This is a genomic window from Pseudomonas sp. LB3P93, assembly GCF_054898025.1.
Map to the genome: position 1 here is coordinate 5,042,450 of NZ_CM142713.1, position 16,577 is coordinate 5,059,026.

A 16,577-nucleotide genomic window follows, 5' to 3' on the forward strand; every position below is an offset into this window, starting at 1 on the left:
GTTCGGTGTCGTCCTGAAGACCTGCGCAGGATTTCACCATTCGCCCGCCCCAAGGCATACTTGCCACCCTCCGCACGTCAGATTAAAAAACCGCCCCATGCGTATCCACGTCAGCTTCATCGACCGCGTCGGCATTACCCAGGAAGTCCTGGCCCTGCTCGGTGGGCGTAATCTCAATCTGGATGCGGTGGAAATGGTCCCGCCCAACGTTTACATCGACGCCCCGACCCTGAGCCCGCAAGTGCTCGAAGAGCTGCGCGATGCGTTGCTCAGCGTGCGTGGCGTGCAAGCGATGACGGTGGTCGATATCCTGCCCGGCCAGCGTCGGCACTTGCAGCTCGATGCGCTGCTCGCCGCCATGACCGACCCGGTGCTGGCCCTGGACAGCGCCGGCAAGGTGTTGCTGGCCAACCCGGCGTTGATCGCTTTGTATGGTCGTGAACCGGCCGGTGAAAGCGTCGCCGACCTGTTTGCCGACCCGGCGTTGCTCGGCGCACTGCTGGAACACGGCTTTCGCCTGCCGCTGCGCGAGATCACCGTCAACGGCCAGACCCTGCTGCTGGACGCGACGCCGATCACCGACGCCGGCGCCCTGCTGACCCTGTATCAACCGAACCGCATCGGCGAACGCCTCTCGGCGCTGCACCACGACCATGCCGAAGGGTTCGACGCGCTGCTGGGCGAGTCCCCGGCGATACGTACACTCAAGGCACGCGCCCAACGTGTGGCGGCACTGGATGCACCATTGTTGATCCAGGGCGAAACCGGCACTGGCAAGGAACTCGTTGCCCGCGCCTGCCACGCCATCAGCGCCCGGCACAGTTCGCCGTTCCTGGCGCTGAACTGCGCGGCATTGCCGGAGAACCTCGCCGAAAGCGAGCTGTTCGGCTATGCCCCCGGCGCCTTCACCGGTGCGCAACGGGGTGGCAAACCGGGGCTAATGGAACTGGCGAACCAGGGCACGGTGTTTCTTGATGAGATCGGCGAGATGTCGCCGTACTTGCAGGCGAAGTTGCTGAGGTTTCTCAACGACGGCAGCTTCCGTCGGGTCGGGGGTGATCGCGAAGTGAAGGTCAACGTACGGATCCTCAGCGCGACTCACCGCAACCTGGAAAAAATGGTCAGCGAAGGCGCGTTCCGCGAAGACCTGTTCTATCGCCTCAACGTCCTGAATGTCGAAGTCCCGCCCCTGCGCGAACGCGGCCAGGACATCCTGTTGCTGGCGCGCTATTTCATGCAGCAAGCTTGCGCACAGATCCAACGCCCGGTCTGTCGCCTGGCGCCGGGCACCTATCCTGCGTTGCTGGGTAACCGCTGGCCGGGCAACGTGCGGCAATTGCAGAACGTGATCTTCCGCGCGGCGGCGATCTGCGAAAGCAGCCTGGTCGACATCGGCGACCTCGACATCGCCGGCACTTCCGTGGCGCGCCAGAGTGACAGCGACGTCGACAGCCTGGAGCAGGCGATGGAAGAGTTTGAGAAGACCTTGCTGGAAAAGCTGTATGTCAGCTATCCCTCGACACGGCAACTGGCCAGTCGCTTGCAAACTTCCCACACCGCGATTGCCCATCGGTTGCGCAAGTACGGCATTCCCAACAAGCCCTGAAATCGCCCAAACCCACCGTGCCCCCCTGTGGGAGCCAGCCTGCTGGCGATTGCGGTGTGGCAGGCAAAAAAGATGTCGACTGACTGAACCTAATCGCCAGCAGGGCTGGCTCCCACAGGTTTTGTGTTTTGTCAGGAAATTCTCTTCAAAAACGACCTCCATCTGTACTGAAAGCGCTACAGCGGAACGATATCGCTACACCCTCCCCCGATCTCCGCTGTGCAAGGCTTTGATCCTCCTAGGCTTTTTTCTTTGCTTTCGACTGTAGCGATTTCGCTACACTCATCAATTCTCTACCCGCCGCAAAACAACTTAAATAGTTGATTTATAACGATAAAAAAACATTGGCCGCGATTTTGCTTAGTAACCCGCCATAAAGCAGGGCTTTTGCCCAAGCATTCAATCGCGTCCACCAGACGAGTCTGGCCCCCTTAGGAGTTTCCATGAGCGAATTGCGTTTTACTGAAGATCACGAATGGCTGCGCACCGAAGCTGACGGCAGCGTTACTGTCGGCATCACGGCTTTCGCACAGAACGCCCTGGGCGACGTGGTTTTCGTACAACTGCCTGAGCTGCAGTCCTACGACAAAGGCGCCGAAGCCGCCACCGTGGAATCGGTAAAAGCCGCCAGTGGCGTGTACATGCCACTCGACGGTGAAGTGCTGGAAGTGAACCCGGCACTCGACAGCAGCCCTGAACTGGTCAACGAAGACCCGATGGGTGAAGGCTGGTTCTTCCGCTTCCAGCCAACCGACGCCTCGGCTGTCGCCAAACTGCTGGATCAGGACGCCTACGACCGTCTGATCAAAGCCAACGCTGAAGCCTGAGGAGCGATCAAAATGACTCAAGTAAACCTGACCACCGCCAACGAATTCATCGCCCGCCACATCGGCCCGCGCTCCGGCGACGAGCAAGCCATGCTCAACAGCCTCGGCTTTGATTCGCTGGAAGCCCTGAGCGCCAGCGTCATTCCCGACAGCATCAAAGGCACCAGCGTGCTCGGCCTCGAAGACGGCCTGAGCGAAGCTGATGCCCTGGCCTTGATCAAATCCATCGCCGGCAAAAATCAGCTGTTCAAGACTTACATCGGCCAGGGCTACTACGGCACCCACACGCCGTCGCCGATTCTGCGCAACCTGCTGGAAAACCCGGCCTGGTACACCGCTTACACCCCTTACCAGCCGGAAATTTCCCAGGGCCGTCTTGAAGCGCTGCTGAACTTCCAGACCCTGATCAGCGACCTGACCGGTCTGCCGATTGCCAACGCGTCGCTGCTCGACGAAGCCACCGCCGCTGCCGAAGCCATGACCTTCTGCAAACGCCTGAGCAAGAACAAGGGCAGCCACGCCTTCTTCGCGTCCGAGCATTGCCACCCGCAAACCCTCGACGTGCTGCGCACCCGTGCCGAGCCGTTGGGCATCGACGTGGTCGTCGGTGATGAGCTTGAACTGACTGACGTGACGCCGTTCTTCGGCGCCCTGCTGCAATACCCGGCAAGCAACGGCGACGTGTTCGACTACCGCGCCCTGACCGAACGCTTCCACGCCGCCAACGCGCTGGTCGCAGTTGCTGCGGACCTGCTGGCCCTGACCGTGCTGACCCCACCGGGTGAGTTCGGCGCCGACGTCGCCATCGGCAGCGCGCAACGTTTCGGTGTGCCGCTGGGCTTCGGTGGCCCGCACGCGGCCTACTTCTCCACTAAAGATGCGTTCAAGCGCGACATGCCAGGCCGTCTGGTCGGCGTCTCCGTGGACCGTTTCGGCAAGCCGGCCCTGCGCCTGGCCATGCAGACCCGCGAGCAACACATCCGCCGCGAGAAGGCCACCAGCAACATCTGCACCGCCCAAGTGCTGCTGGCTAACATCGCAAGCATGTACGCTGTGTATCACGGTCCGAAAGGCCTGACGCAGATCGCCAACCGCGTGCATCACCTGACTGCGATTCTGGCTCAAGGCCTGAAAGCAATCGGTCTGAACGTCGAGCAGGAAAGCTTCTTCGACACCCTGACGATCAAGACCGGCGCTAACACCGCCAAGCTGCACGACCAGGCTCGCGCCCAGCAGATCAACCTGCGCGTCGTCGATGCTGAACGTCTGGGCCTGTCCCTCGACGAAACCACATCGCAAGCTGACGTGGAAAACCTGTGGGCTCTGCTGGCCGACGGCAAGTCGCTGCCGGACTTCGCCGCCCTCGCCGCTTCCGTGGTCAGCACCCTCCCGGCCGCGCTGGTTCGCCAGTCGCCAATCCTCAGCCACCCGGTGTTCAACCGTTATCACTCGGAAACCGAGCTGATGCGCTACCTGCGCAAGCTCGCCGACAAGGACCTGGCGCTGGATCGCACCATGATCCCACTGGGTTCGTGCACCATGAAACTCAACGCCGCCAGCGAAATGATCCCGGTGACCTGGGCTGAATTCGGTGCCCTGCACCCGTTCGCCCCGACCGAGCAAAGCGCCGGCTACCAGCAACTGACCGACGAACTGGAAGCGATGCTCTGCGCCGCGACCGGTTACGACGCGATCTCGCTGCAGCCGAACGCCGGTTCCCAAGGCGAATACGCAGGCCTGTTGGCCATTCGCGCCTATCACCAGAGCCGTGGCGAAGACCGTCGCGACATCTGCCTGATCCCGTCCTCCGCCCACGGCACCAACCCGGCCACCGCCAACATGGCCGGCATGCGTGTGGTCGTAACGGCTTGCGATGCCCGCGGCAACGTTGACATCGAAGACCTGCGCGCCAAGGCCATCGAGCACCGCGAACACCTCGCGGCGCTGATGATCACCTACCCGTCGACCCACGGCGTGTTCGAAGAAGGCATCCGCGAAATCTGCGGCATCATTCATGACCACGGCGGCCAGGTGTACATCGACGGCGCGAACATGAACGCGATGGTCGGCCTCTGCGCGCCGGGCAAGTTTGGCGGCGACGTGTCGCACCTGAACCTGCACAAAACTTTCTGCATTCCGCACGGCGGTGGCGGCCCGGGCGTCGGCCCGATTGGCGTGAAATCGCACCTGACCCCGTTCCTGCCGGGCCACGCCCAGATGGAACGCAAGGAAGGCGCGGTCTGCGCAGCACCGTTCGGCAGCGCGAGCATTTTGCCGATCACCTGGATGTACATTCGGATGATGGGCGGCGCGGGTCTCAAGCGCGCTTCGCAACTGGCGATCCTCAATGCCAACTACATTTCCCGTCGCCTCGAAGAGCATTACCCAGTGCTCTACACCGGCAGCAACGGTCTTGTGGCACACGAGTGCATTCTCGACCTGCGCCCATTGAAAGACAGCAGCGGCATCAGCGTCGATGACGTCGCCAAGCGCCTGATCGACTTCGGTTTCCATGCGCCGACCATGTCCTTCCCGGTGGCCGGCACGCTGATGATCGAGCCGACCGAAAGCGAATCTAAGGAAGAACTGGACCGCTTCTGCGATGCCATGATCCGCATCCGCGAAGAAATCCGCGCGGTGGAAAACGGCACCCTGGACAAGGACGACAACCCACTGAAGAACGCTCCGCACACCGCGGCGGAAATCGTTGGCGAGTGGACGCATCCGTATAGCCGTGAGCAAGCGGTGTACCCGGTTGCGTCGTTGATAGAAGGCAAATACTGGCCACCGGTCGGTCGTGTCGACAACGTCTTCGGCGATCGCAACCTGGTTTGCGCTTGCCCGTCGATCGAAAGCTACGCTTAAAGGGATGAGGGGCGGGTTTACCTGCCCCTTTTTCCAGAACACCACAAAACCCTGTGGGAGCTGGCCTGCCAGCGATAGCGGTGGATCAATCTCCATTTCTGTTGCCTGACACACTGCCATCGCTGGCAGGCCAGCTCCCACAGGGGAATACACCAAGCCTGATATTCCGCCATTCCTATAACAAGAAACCGGAGAACAACCATGTCGTTAAGCGTGTTCGACCTGTTCAAGATTGGCATCGGCCCCTCCAGTTCTCACACCGTCGGCCCGATGCGCGCAGCCGCGCGTTTCGCCGAAGGCTTGCGCCGTGAAGGGCTGTTGGCGGCCACCACCTGCGTCAAAGTCGAGCTCTACGGCTCACTCGGCGCCACCGGCAAAGGCCACGGCAGCGACAAAGCCGTGTTGCTCGGCCTGGAAGGCGAACACCCGGACACCGTGAACACCGAAACCGTCGCCGCCCGTCTCTTGGAGATTCGCGGCAATGGTCGCTTGAACCTGCTCGGCGAACACAGCATTGCGTTCAACGAGAAAGAACACCTGGCGATGATCCGCAAACCATTGCCCTATCACCCCAACGGCATGATCTTCCGCGCGTTCGATGCTGCCGGCCTGCAGGTTCGCAGCCGCGAGTACTATTCGGTCGGCGGCGGATTCGTGGTCGATGAAGACGCCGCCGGCGCCGACCGCATTGTCGAAGACGCCACGCCGCTGACCTTCCCGTTCAAAAGCGCCAAGGACCTTCTCGGTCATTGCGCCACTTACGGCTTGTCCATCAGCCAGGTGATGCTGACCAACGAAAGCGCCTGGCGCCCGGAAGCGGAAACCCGCGCCGGCCTGCTGAACATCTGGCAAGTGATGCAGGACTGCGTCGCCGCCGGTTGCCGCAATGAAGGGATCCTTCCTGGCGGCCTGAAGGTCAAACGTCGGGCCGCCGCGTTGCATCGGCAACTGTGCAAAAACCCGGAATCGTCATTGCGCGATCCGCTGTCGGTGCTGGACTGGGTCAACCTGTACGCCCTGGCGGTCAACGAAGAAAACGCCAACGGCGGACGCGTGGTCACTGCGCCCACCAACGGTGCCGCGGGCATCGTCCCGGCGGTGCTGCATTACTACATGCGCTTCATCCCCGGCGCCAACGAAGACGGCGTCGTCCGCTTTCTCCTGACCGCCGCCGCGATCGGCATTCTCTACAAGGAAAACGCCTCGATCTCCGGCGCCGAAGTTGGCTGTCAGGGTGAAGTCGGCGTGGCCTGCTCCATGGCGGCCGGTGCCTTGTGTGAGGTACTCGGCGGCACGGTGCAGCAAGTGGAAAACGCTGCAGAAATCGGCATGGAACACAACCTCGGCCTGACCTGCGACCCGATTGGCGGGCTGGTGCAAGTGCCTTGCATCGAGCGCAACGCCATGGGCTCGGTGAAAGCCATCAATGCGGTACGCATGGCCCTGCGCGGCGACGGTCAGCACTTCGTCTCCCTCGACAAGGTCATCCGCACCATGCGCCAGACCGGCGCCGACATGAAAAGCAAATACAAGGAAACCGCCCGTGGCGGTTTGGCGGTCAACATTATCGAGTGCTGATGCTCACGCGCATCCGCACACTTTTCAGGAGCTGAATATGTCCACCGAACAATTGCTGAAAACCCCGCTGCACGCACTGCACATCGAACTCGGTGCGCGCATGGTGCCGTTCGCCGGCTACGACATGCCGGTGCAATACCCGCTGGGCGTGATGAAAGAGCACCAGCACACCCGTGATCAGGCCGGGCTGTTCGATGTCTCGCACATGGGCCAGATCCGCCTGACCGGCGCCAATGCCGCCAAGGCCCTGGAGACATTGGTACCGGTGGACATCATCGACCTGCCGGTGGGCATGCAGCGCTATGCGATGTTCACCAACGAAACCGGTGGCATCCTTGACGACCTGATGGTCGCGAACCTGGGTAACGACGAACTGTTCCTGGTGGTCAACGCCGCCTGCAAGGATCAAGACCTGGCGCACCTGCAAAAGCACATCGGCGACCAGTGCACCATCGAGCCGCTGTTCGAAGAACGTGCGCTGCTGGCCCTGCAAGGTCCGGCCGCGGTCACCGTGCTCGCGCGCCTGGCGCCTGAAGTGGCGAAGATGACCTTCATGCAGTTCACCCGCGTGAAACTGGTGGGTGTCGAGTGCTTTGTCAGCCGTTCGGGCTACACCGGTGAAGACGGTTTCGAAATCTCCGTACCGGCTGCCAACGCCGAAGCCCTGGCTCGCGCCTTGCTGGCCGAACCTGAAGTGGCGGCCATCGGCCTTGGCGCTCGCGATTCGCTGCGCCTTGAAGCCGGCCTGTGCCTCTATGGCCACGACATGAACACCGAGACCACCCCGATCGAAGCCAGCCTGCTGTGGGCCATCTCCAAGCCACGTCGTGCCGATGGCGCACGGGCCGGTGGTTTCCCTGGCGCCGAGACTGTGTTCGCTCAGCAACAAGCCGGTGTCAGCCGCAAGCGTGTGGGCCTGCTGCCTCAGGAACGTACGCCAGTGCGTGAAGGCGCAGAAATCGTCAACGAAGCGGGCGACATCATCGGTGCCGTGTGCAGCGGTGGTTTCGGCCCAACCCTCGGCGCTCCATTGGCCATGGGTTACCTCGACAGCGCTTACATCGCGATCGACACCCCCGTATGGGCGATTGTTCGTGGGAAAAAGGTGCCTTTGCTTGTAAGCAAAATGCCATTTGTTGCACAACGCTACTATCGCGGTTGATTGACTGTTTCTATAAGTAACGCGGTTGCGTTAACAGTGCACTAATGTGTAACGCAACCGCCATAAAATAGTGCATACCTTATCGGCAAGCTTCGATTATGAACGTTGCTTATAACGTTCGAAAACAATTGAACAACCCTATCGAATAAGCCAGCACTAGTGGACACACTACTGCCATCAACCTGAGCAAAACCGGGCCTCTCACAGGGCTTGTTTTTTCTCCCGTAGTTGGCGTAGAGTTTGTTCACTGTGTTTGCATGGGTCGCTTGGAATCGTGACCTGGGCAGTAGCCTACAAGTTAGCTACATCCCGTTCGACGTCTTCTTACTCTCCTGCAACCAGCCCCAGTACTCTTTCACAAGAAGGAGGCTGTCATTAATTTTGCGTCATAGGAAATAAGAAATGTCCCAACGTCAGAGCGGTACCGTCAAGTGGTTTAACGACGAGAAAGGTTTTGGTTTTATCACTCCAGAAAGCGGTCCGGATCTGTTCGTGCATTTCCGCGCTATTCAGGGCAACGGCTTCAAGAGCCTGAAAGAAGGCCAGAAAGTGACGTTCGTTGCTGTGCAAGGCCAGAAAGGCATGCAGGCTGACGAAGTACAAGCAGAAGGCTAATCTTCTGTAACGAAAAAGCCCCTGATGCTGACATCAGGGGCTTTTTTGTGTGCGTAAATCCGTAAAATGGCTTCTTTTTCCGCCCAGAGGCTGCCATGTCGAAACACCTGCTCAAACCCGAGGGCGAGTTCCCCGCCGCCACCCTGGGTCGTCGTCTGGCAGCGATGTTCTATGACTTCCTGTTGTGTACCGCCCTGCTGATCGTCACCAGCGGCGTTTACAAGATGATCCAGATGGCGATCATCGGCGAAGACAAAATGCGCACCCTGACCGAAGCCGGTGCACTGGATGGTGATCCGTTGCTGTCGACGGTGCTGTTATTTGTGCTGTTTGGTTTCTTCGCCAAATTCTGGACCTGGTCCGGTCAGACCCTGGGCATGCAGGTGTGGTGCATTCGCGTGCAGAACGCTGATGGCTCGTCGATCAGCTTGTGGCAGGCGTTGCTGCGCTTTGTGGTGTCGATCGCTTCGCTGTTGTGTGTTGGGCTTGGGTTCTTCTGGTCGCTGTTCGACAAACAGAAACGCAGCTGGCATGACATGTACTCGAATACCCAGCTTGTCCGCATCCCGAAGAAGACCAAATAACACAGGCTATGCAAATCACTGTGGCGAGGGAGCTTGCTCCCGCTGGGGTGCGAAGCGCCCCCAAATACGGCTGCTGCGCAACCGAACGGGAGCAAGCTCCCTCGCCACAACAGCTCTCGCCACTGTAAGTATCAGGCGTTCCCGGCCAACTTCATCCGCGCAGCCTGAGTGAAATCAAGCATCCGCTTCAACGGCCGAATAGCCTGCGGAATCAGCGCCGGATCCACAAAGATCTCGTTCGTCCCTTCCTTCAAGCACTTCAGCGTGCGCTCAAGGGTATTCATCGCCATCCACGGGCAATGTGCGCAACTGCGGCACGCTGCGCCGTTACCGGCCGTTGGGGCTTCGATGAAGACCTTGTCCGGGCACAGCTGCTGCATCTTGTAGAAAATGCCGCGATCGGTGGCCACGATCAGGGTTTTGTTCGGCAGGCTCTGCGCCGCCGCAATCAACTGACTGGTGGAACCCACGGCATCCGCCAGCTCGATCACCGAGGTCGGCGACTCCGGGTGCACCAGAATGGCTGCGTCCGGGTACAGCGCCTTCATGTCTTCGAGCTGCTTGGACTTGAACTCCTCGTGAACGATGCAGGCACCGTCCCACAGCAGCATGTCCGCGCCCGTCTGGCGCTGGATGTAGGTGCCCAGGTGTTTGTCCGGACCCCAGATGATGGTCTCGCCGTTATCCATCAGGCTTTCGACGATCTCCAGCGCGCAGCTGGACGTCACTACCCAATCCGCACGGGCTTTGACCGCCGCCGAGGTGTTGGCATACACCACCACCGTACGCTCCGGATGCTGATCGCAGAACGCCGAGAACTCATCCACCGGGCACCCCAGGTCCAGCGAGCAAGTCGCTTCCAGGGTCGGCATCAGAATGCGTTTTTCAGGATTGAGGATTTTGGCGGTTTCGCCCATGAACTTCACACCGGCGACCAGAACGGTCTTGGCCGGGTGAGCACTGCCGAAGCGGGCCATCTCCAGCGAGTCGGAGACGCATCCACCGGTTTCTTCGGCCAAGGCCTGAATCACCGGATCGCAATAGAAGTGAGCAACCAGCACCGCGTCATGAGCCTTGAGCTCGGCAGCGATGGCGGTACGGTAAAAAGCTTCCTCCTCGACAGTCAGCGGCTTGGGCTGCTTGGCGTCGAGGTGGGCTTGAACCAGAAGGCGTTCGGAAATCTGCGTCATGTTCGCAAGACCTGCAGGCGCTTTCGCGCGAAAGTCGAGTATACACCCGGCTCCGGACCCTTCAGGGTACCGCCGGGAGAGTGAGTATCATCAGGCACGGACAGCGTTGAAGATGCGCAAGGCTACAGAATATCCGAGGGATGCAAAAGATGATTCTGACCTGCGTCACGCGGTGCAACCCCGCGCTGAGCCGAGCTCAAATCGCGGGCAAAAAAAAATCCGGAAATCCTCACTTGCGTGGGCCTTCCAGACTTTTAAAACTGCTACAAAAATGGTGGGTCGTGTGGGATTCGAACCTACGACCAATTGGTTAAAAGCCAACTGCTCTACCAACTGAGCTAACGACCCGCTGTGTGGTGGCGCGTATAATACTGATTTTTAAGGACTATTCAACACCTAATTTGAAATAAATCAAAAATAAGGGGTTGGGTCGCTCACTCCGGCCGCTGCAAAGCCTTCTGCACGCAGTCGGCAGCTGTCGCATTTGCCGCATGCGTAGCCTTTATCGTCGGCCTGATAGCAGGAAACGGTCAGTCCATAATCGACCCCCAGCTTCACCCCTGCCTGGACAATCTGCGCCTTGCTGAGGTTCTGCAATGGCGCCTGGATACGGAAGCCATTACCCTCTACACCGGCCTTTGTCGCCAGATTGGCCATGCGCTCGAAGGACTCGATGAACTCGGGACGGCAGTCCGGGTAACCGGAATAATCCACTGCGTTAACGCCGATAAAGATGTCACGCGCGCCGAGCACTTCAGCCCAACCCAGCGCCAGGGACAGAAACACCGTGTTGCGCGCCGGCACGTAAGTCACTGGAATACCTTCGCCCGCCACTTCCGGCACGTCGATGCTGGTGTCGGTCAGTGCCGAACCGCCGATACCGTTCAGGTTCAGGCCGATCACCTTGTGTTCCACCACACCCAAATCCCGGGCAACACGTTCGGCGGCGTGCAACTCGGCGTGTGAGCGTTGGCCGTAATCGAAGCTCATGGTGTAGCAGCTGTAGCCTTCTGCGCGGGCCATCGCCACGACCGTCGCGGAGTCGAGACCGCCGGACAGCAGGATGACCGCACGTTTTTCAGCAGTGTTCAGTTGTTCAGTCATCTCAGCGCCCCGGCTCGTCATTCCAAAGATATTTATGCAGCTGCAATTGCAGACGCACTGGCAGGTTATCCGCCACCACCCAGTCAGCCAGGTCCCGCGCATTCAGGTCATGGTGGCTTGGCGAGAACAGCACTTCGCCGGCACGCTTGTCGAGGCCGTACTGAATCAGCTTGGACACGGCCCAGTCGTAGTCTTCCCGCGAGCAGATGACAAACTTCACCTGGTCGTTTGGCGTAAGCAGTTCGATGTTCTCGTAGCGGTTGCGGTGGGATTCTTTCGAACCCGGGGTTTTCAGATCGACGACGCGACTGACCCGGGAATCTACCGCCGAGATGTCGAGAGCACCACTGGTTTCCAGTGACACTTCGTAACCGGCGTCACACAACTGCTTAAGCAATGGGATGGCGTTGGGTTGTGCCAGCGGCTCGCCGCCGGTAACACACACGTAACGCGGACGGAAACCGGCCACTTGCTCGAGGATGTCGTCGAGTGGGCGAATGGTGCCGCCGGTGAACGCGTAGGCGCTGTCGCAATATTGGCAACGCAACGGGCAACCGGTCAGGCGCACAAAAACAGTGGGCAGCCCGGCAGTCCGCGTTTCACCCTGCAACGAGTAGAAAACTTCGGTGATTCTCAATGTGTCTTGCATAGTCGCCACGGGCATAACAGCTAAACAGGCTGTCCGCCTCCGTCAGGCACTTCAAGGAACCCCGCCACCGCGTAGATCCCAAAAAGCGTGTTTCATAAAAAGGGCGTGAATTCTAACGAAAAAACCCGCGACTAGCGCGGGTTTCTTCGAAACAGGTCAAGCAACCTTACATTTTCTGCAGGTCACGCTGAGCCAGCTGAGCAGCGGAGGTACCCGGATATTGGGACACGACCTGTTGCAGAATGCCTTTGACCTTGTCGGTGTGACCGAGGCGGCGCTCTACGTCAGCCAGTTTGTACAGCGAGTCAGGCACTTTGGGATGCTTGGGGTACAGCTGCGAAACCTTGGCAAAAGCCTGACCTGCACCTTGCAGATCGCCTTTGGCCAGATTCACTTCGCCCAACCAGTACTGGGCATTGCCCGCGTATTGGCTGTTCGGGTACTTGCGCAGAAAAGCGGCAAAAGCCTGGCTGGCCTTGTCGAAATCCTTGGCCTTGATCAGGTCGAAGGCTGCATCGTAATACAGTTTTTCCTTCGCCGGATCAGCCGGCTCACTACCCGCGGCAGGCGCTTGAGCGGCAGCCGCTCCTGCACCAGCTGCTGCACCGGGGGCATTCAAACTGCCACCGGCGGAAGAATTATCAGGAGTCGCGGCTGGTGCAACGCCGGTTCCTATGCGCCGATCAAGATCCTGATATCGCTCCAGGCTCTCTTGCTTCATGCGCGATACATCATTTTGCAGTTCTTCGATCACGCCCTGTTGGCGCGAGATCTGATCCTGCATGGATTGCAATTGGTTGAACAGCTGGCCCTGTGCCGAGACAGGGGTCGAAACCCCTCCCCCGGCATAGGCGCCGTTCGTACCGTAACCCGCAGGCGGACTACTAGTCCCGCTATTGTTATAGCCGGAGTCGTTATCGACCACAGGAACCGCAGCCCACACCGCAAGCGGTGCGAGGCTGAGAGCCAAAACAGTTACAGCACGACGGCACGTTCGCATGACGAATTACTTACGCAGTTCGACGCGACGGTTTTGAGCCCAGGACTGCTCGTCGTTGCCGGTAGCAACTGGACGCTCTTCGCCGTAGGAAACCAGTTCCAGCTGAGCTGGGGAAACACCTTGCAGTACCAGGTAGCGCTGAACGGCTTTCGCACGACGCTCGCCCAGTGCCATGTTGTACTCACGAGTACCACGTTCGTCGGTGTTGCCTTCCAGAACAACGCGAGCGCCGTTTGCTTTCAGGTCTTTGGCGTGAACGTCCAGAGCGCGCATGGCTTCTGGCTTCAGGTCCGAGCTGTCGTATTCGAAGTAGAAGGTGGTGATTGCGCGCAGAGCAGCTTCTTCGCTCAGGGAGCCATCAACGGCACCAGTGTTAGCGCCGTAACCAGCGTTTGGATCAACAGCGCCTTCACCGGCATTGTCGCCGCCTTTGGACGAGCAACCTACAGCTACAGCCATGGCCAGAGCCAGCGCAGCAAATTTACCAAACTTCAGCATTTCCATCTTGAAACTCCTAATGAACCCCAGTGTGTTAAGTACAACGTGTAGCGCCGCGTCAGTTCAGGTAAGGGGACCAGGAAGGTTCTCTGACTTCGCCTTGTGCGGTAGGAAGCGGGAGCCTTACGCGTCCATTAATGGACACGAGCATCAAGACTCCCCGGCCCTGCTGGCGGGTGGCGTAGATTACCATGGTGCCGTTGGGCGCAACAGTAGGTGACTCGTCCAGAGTGCTATCAGTGAGGATCTTTACACTACCTCGCTGCAAATCCTGGGCCGCCACTTTGAAATTAGTGAAGCCATCCTGGCGGTGGATCATCACCAGGGTCTTTTCATCAGCCGACAGTTTAGGGTTGGCGTTGTAGTTACCAATGAAGGTCACACGTTCCGCACCGCCACCACCGACGCTGGTTTTATAGATCTGTGGCTTGCCGCCACGGTCAGAGGTGAAATAGATGGTCGAACCATCCTTACCCCAGAACGGTTCGGTATTGATGCCGGGACCGTTGGTGACGCGAGTGATCTGACGCGAACCCAGGTTCATCACGTAGATGTCCGGGTTACCGTCTTTCGACAGTACAAATGCCAGGCGATTGCCATCCGGCGACCAGGCTGGTGCGCCATTCAGGCCTTCGAAGTTGGTGATTTGCTCACGGCGACCGGTGTCGATGTTCTGCATGAAAATACGCGGACGTTTCTGCTCGAACGACACGTAAGCGATGCGCTTGCCATCCGGTGCGAAACGCGGCGACAGGATCGGCTCGCGCGATTGCAGCAGGGTCACGGCGCGGGCACCGTCATAGTCCGAACGTTGCAGCGTGTAGCGCGTGTTCTTCTCGGAGAAACGCTCAGCCGTCACGTACAGCAGACGTGTCGAGAACGCACCTTTAATGCCGGTGAGTTTTTCGAACGACTGGTCGGCGATGTAGTGCGACATGTCGCGCAGTTGATCGACGCTGCCCGACACGCTGCCGGTCAGCACTTGCTGCTCGGTGGCGACGTTGAACAGAGCGTATTGAACCTGCAGGCGACCGCCCGCTGGCACGATGCTGCCGACCATAATGTACTGGGCGTTGATCGCCTTCCAGTCACGGAAAATGATTTCGCTGGCCTGGCTCGGCTGGCTGATCATGTTCTGCTTTGGAATCGGCGCGTAGTAACCCGAGTTGCGCAGGTCGTTGCCGATGATCTCGGCCATGTCGTCCGGCAGCACGGTGCCGCCCTGGAAACCGAATGGCACTACGGCAATTGGAGTTGCCTGGGAGCTACCACTGCTGACCAGGATATTTTTTTCATCTGCGGTGGCCAGTCCTGCAAAGCAGAACATGACTACAAGCAGTCCTCGAAGAAGGTTTCTCACAAGGCTAGATCCTCAGGTGTGAATGTCATCTTGAATGAACGATAGGGTGCGAAATCAGCTGGCTTCAGACCCTGCATTTCGGTCAATCGACCAATGTTTTTTACCGCCGCTACCGCTGAACTGTCGAACGGTACATCACCGCTGGACTTGGCAACCGATACGCCGGAGATTGTGCCGTCAGGCAGCATGTTGATTTGCAGGATCACCTTCATGCCCTTGCGGGCCGACGGTGGCTGCGCCCAACCTTCAGAAGCACGCGAGCGAATCAGATCGTCGAAGTTACCCGCGACTTCATCACCCTGTTCATCCGCCAAGGCCTGCTGACGCTCCGTCGTGTCCGAAAGCAAATCTGCCAGGGCCTGAGCCTTTTTCTCATCGACGGATTTACGTGCCGCTTCCTGCGATTTCTTCTTCGCAGCATCGGCAGCAGCTTTCTTCTTCGCGTCTTCGGCGACTTTCTTCTTCGCCTCTTCAGCTTCAGATTTCTTCTTGGCGTCTTCCGCGGCTTTCTTCTTCGCGTCTTCGACAATCTTTTTCTTTGCTTCTTCAGCGGCCGCTTTCTTGGCCTCTTCTTCAGCAGCTTTCTTGGCTTCTTCTTCAGATTTCTTCTTGGCTATATCAGCCAATTGTTTCTCTTCGACCTTTTTGGCTTCGGCGGTCTTCTTCGCTTCATCGGCTTTCTTGGCTTCATCAGCCTTTTTTGCCTCATCCGCTTTCTTGGTCTCGTCGGCCTTCTTGGATTCTTCGGCTTTTTGAGCCGCATCTTCCTTCTTTTGTTCCGCGGCCTTGATCGCTTCCTGTTCGATCTTTTTCTGTTCCATCTGTTCGACTTCGGTCTGACGCGCGGCAGATTTCTTCGCTTCACCCGCAATCTTCTGATTGGTCTGGGTGGTCGCCTGACTTTTCGATTTCAGTTGGTACAAGGTCGCCTGGACAATCGGCTTGGCCGGCGGCAGCTCCGGTGTGAAGGCGAAACTGACGAACAGCATGCCGAACACCAGCACGTGCAAGACAATCGCCAGAACACTAGGCCAGAAGTAGCTTTCCGAGGCGGACGGCTCTCGCATTTGCTGCATCAGGGTGCCTCGGTAATCAAGCCAACATTACCGACCCCGGCTTTCTGCAACCCACCCATGGCGCCCATCACGGAACCGTAATCGACGGTCTTGTCGCCGCGAATGAACACCTGGGTGCGCTTGCCGCCTTCAGTACCGGCGCGAATGATCTTGGTCACCGCGTCAGTCATCTGCGGCAAGGTCATGGCCTTGTCCTGTTGCTTTTCAGTGTCGACTTCGCTGCCAAGGTTCCAGTAGTAGGTCTTGTCAGACTTGATCGAAATGGTCAGGACCTGGGTGTTGTTGTCCTGCGGCAAGGCTTCGCTGGAAACCTTGGGCAGATCAACTTTCACGCCCTGATTGAGCATCGGAGCGGTCACCATGAAGATGACCAGCAGCACCAGCATCACGTCGATGTAAGGCACCACGTTCATCTCGGCAACCGGCTTGCGCTTTTTGCGAGCTCGAGCGATTAAAGCCATTG

Annotated in this window: 15 protein-coding genes and 1 tRNA gene; 7 read left to right on the forward strand and 9 right to left on the reverse strand. The window is 58.9% G+C overall.

Going from position 1 to position 16,577, the window contains the following annotated elements; genetic code table 11:
• Positions 1–97 precede the first annotated feature (97 nt).
• The 7 genes from ACYZT8_RS22935 to ACYZT8_RS22965 all read left to right on the forward strand — a co-directional run bounded on the left by ACYZT8_RS22935 (position 98) and on the right by ACYZT8_RS22965 (position 9,237).
• On the forward strand, positions 98–1,606 hold the full coding sequence (locus tag ACYZT8_RS22935; RefSeq protein ID WP_461976169.1) for a sigma-54-dependent transcriptional regulator: 1,509 nt from the start codon (positions 98–100) through the stop codon (positions 1,604–1,606).
• A gap of 443 nt (positions 1,607–2,049) precedes the next feature.
• The gene (gene gcvH / locus ACYZT8_RS22940) at positions 2,050–2,433 is read left to right on the forward strand and encodes a glycine cleavage system protein GcvH (RefSeq protein WP_461976171.1); all 384 of its coding nucleotides are present in this window, start codon (positions 2,050–2,052) and stop codon (positions 2,431–2,433) included.
• Positions 2,434–2,445: 12 nt separating this feature from the next.
• Positions 2,446–5,298: an aminomethyl-transferring glycine dehydrogenase gene (gene gcvP, locus ACYZT8_RS22945; protein ID WP_461976173.1), complete on the forward strand. Its 2,853-nt coding sequence runs from the start codon at positions 2,446–2,448 to the stop codon at positions 5,296–5,298.
• 201 nt (positions 5,299–5,499) lie between these two features.
• Complete coding sequence (locus tag ACYZT8_RS22950; protein ID WP_461976175.1) at positions 5,500–6,876, forward strand: L-serine ammonia-lyase; 1,377 nt, start codon at positions 5,500–5,502, stop codon at positions 6,874–6,876.
• Positions 6,877–6,913: 37 nt separating this feature from the next.
• Positions 6,914–8,038 carry a glycine cleavage system aminomethyltransferase GcvT gene (gcvT, locus tag ACYZT8_RS22955; protein ID WP_461976177.1) on the forward strand — a complete coding sequence of 375 codons (1,125 nt, stop codon included), beginning with the start codon at positions 6,914–6,916 and terminating at the stop codon, positions 8,036–8,038.
• A gap of 402 nt (positions 8,039–8,440) precedes the next feature.
• A complete protein-coding gene (locus tag ACYZT8_RS22960) occupies positions 8,441–8,653 on the forward strand; it encodes a cold-shock protein (RefSeq protein WP_007934683.1) in 213 nt (70 codons plus the stop codon).
• A gap of 95 nt (positions 8,654–8,748) precedes the next feature.
• Entirely contained in the window at positions 8,749–9,237 is a 489-nt protein-coding gene (locus ACYZT8_RS22965) for an RDD family protein (protein WP_461976179.1), read from the forward strand.
• A 131-nt stretch (positions 9,238–9,368) separates the two neighbouring features.
• On the opposite strand, the gene nadA is transcribed toward ACYZT8_RS22965, so the two are convergent.
• The 9 genes from nadA to tolR all read right to left on the reverse strand — a co-directional run bounded on the left by nadA (position 9,369) and on the right by tolR (position 16,566).
• Positions 9,369–10,427: a quinolinate synthase NadA gene (gene nadA / locus ACYZT8_RS22970; RefSeq protein WP_461976181.1), complete on the reverse strand. Its 1,059-nt coding sequence runs from the start codon at positions 10,425–10,427 to the stop codon at positions 9,369–9,371.
• A gap of 272 nt (positions 10,428–10,699) precedes the next feature.
• A tRNA-Lys gene (locus ACYZT8_RS22975) sits at positions 10,700–10,775 on the reverse strand.
• A gap of 63 nt (positions 10,776–10,838) precedes the next feature.
• Positions 10,839–11,531 (reverse strand): 7-cyano-7-deazaguanine synthase QueC, encoded by a 693-nt coding sequence (queC, locus tag ACYZT8_RS22980; protein WP_461976183.1) that lies wholly within the window; start codon positions 11,529–11,531, stop codon positions 10,839–10,841.
• 1 nt (position 11,532) lies between these two features.
• Positions 11,533–12,180, reverse strand: a complete 648-nt coding sequence (gene queE / locus ACYZT8_RS22985) for a 7-carboxy-7-deazaguanine synthase QueE (RefSeq protein WP_461976185.1) — start codon at positions 12,178–12,180, stop codon at positions 11,533–11,535.
• Between the two features lie 166 nt (positions 12,181–12,346).
• Positions 12,347–13,180, reverse strand: coding sequence for a tol-pal system protein YbgF (gene ybgF / locus ACYZT8_RS22990; protein ID WP_461976187.1), 834 nt, complete (start codon positions 13,178–13,180; stop codon positions 12,347–12,349).
• 6 nt (positions 13,181–13,186) lie between these two features.
• A complete protein-coding gene (gene pal, locus ACYZT8_RS22995; protein ID WP_003178634.1) occupies positions 13,187–13,684 on the reverse strand; it encodes a peptidoglycan-associated lipoprotein Pal in 498 nt (165 codons plus the stop codon).
• Between the two features lie 52 nt (positions 13,685–13,736).
• A complete protein-coding gene (tolB, locus tag ACYZT8_RS23000; RefSeq protein ID WP_461976189.1) occupies positions 13,737–15,005 on the reverse strand; it encodes a Tol-Pal system beta propeller repeat protein TolB in 1,269 nt (422 codons plus the stop codon).
• Positions 15,006–15,034: 29 nt separating this feature from the next.
• A complete protein-coding gene (gene tolA, locus ACYZT8_RS23005) occupies positions 15,035–16,114 on the reverse strand; it encodes a cell envelope integrity protein TolA (RefSeq protein WP_131059802.1) in 1,080 nt (359 codons plus the stop codon).
• Positions 16,114–16,566 carry a protein TolR gene (tolR, locus tag ACYZT8_RS23010; RefSeq protein ID WP_162556275.1) on the reverse strand — a complete coding sequence of 151 codons (453 nt, stop codon included), beginning with the start codon at positions 16,564–16,566 and terminating at the stop codon, positions 16,114–16,116. The genes tolA and tolR overlap by 1 nt, the downstream gene beginning before the upstream one ends.
• Between the last annotated feature and the right edge of the window lie 11 nt (positions 16,567–16,577).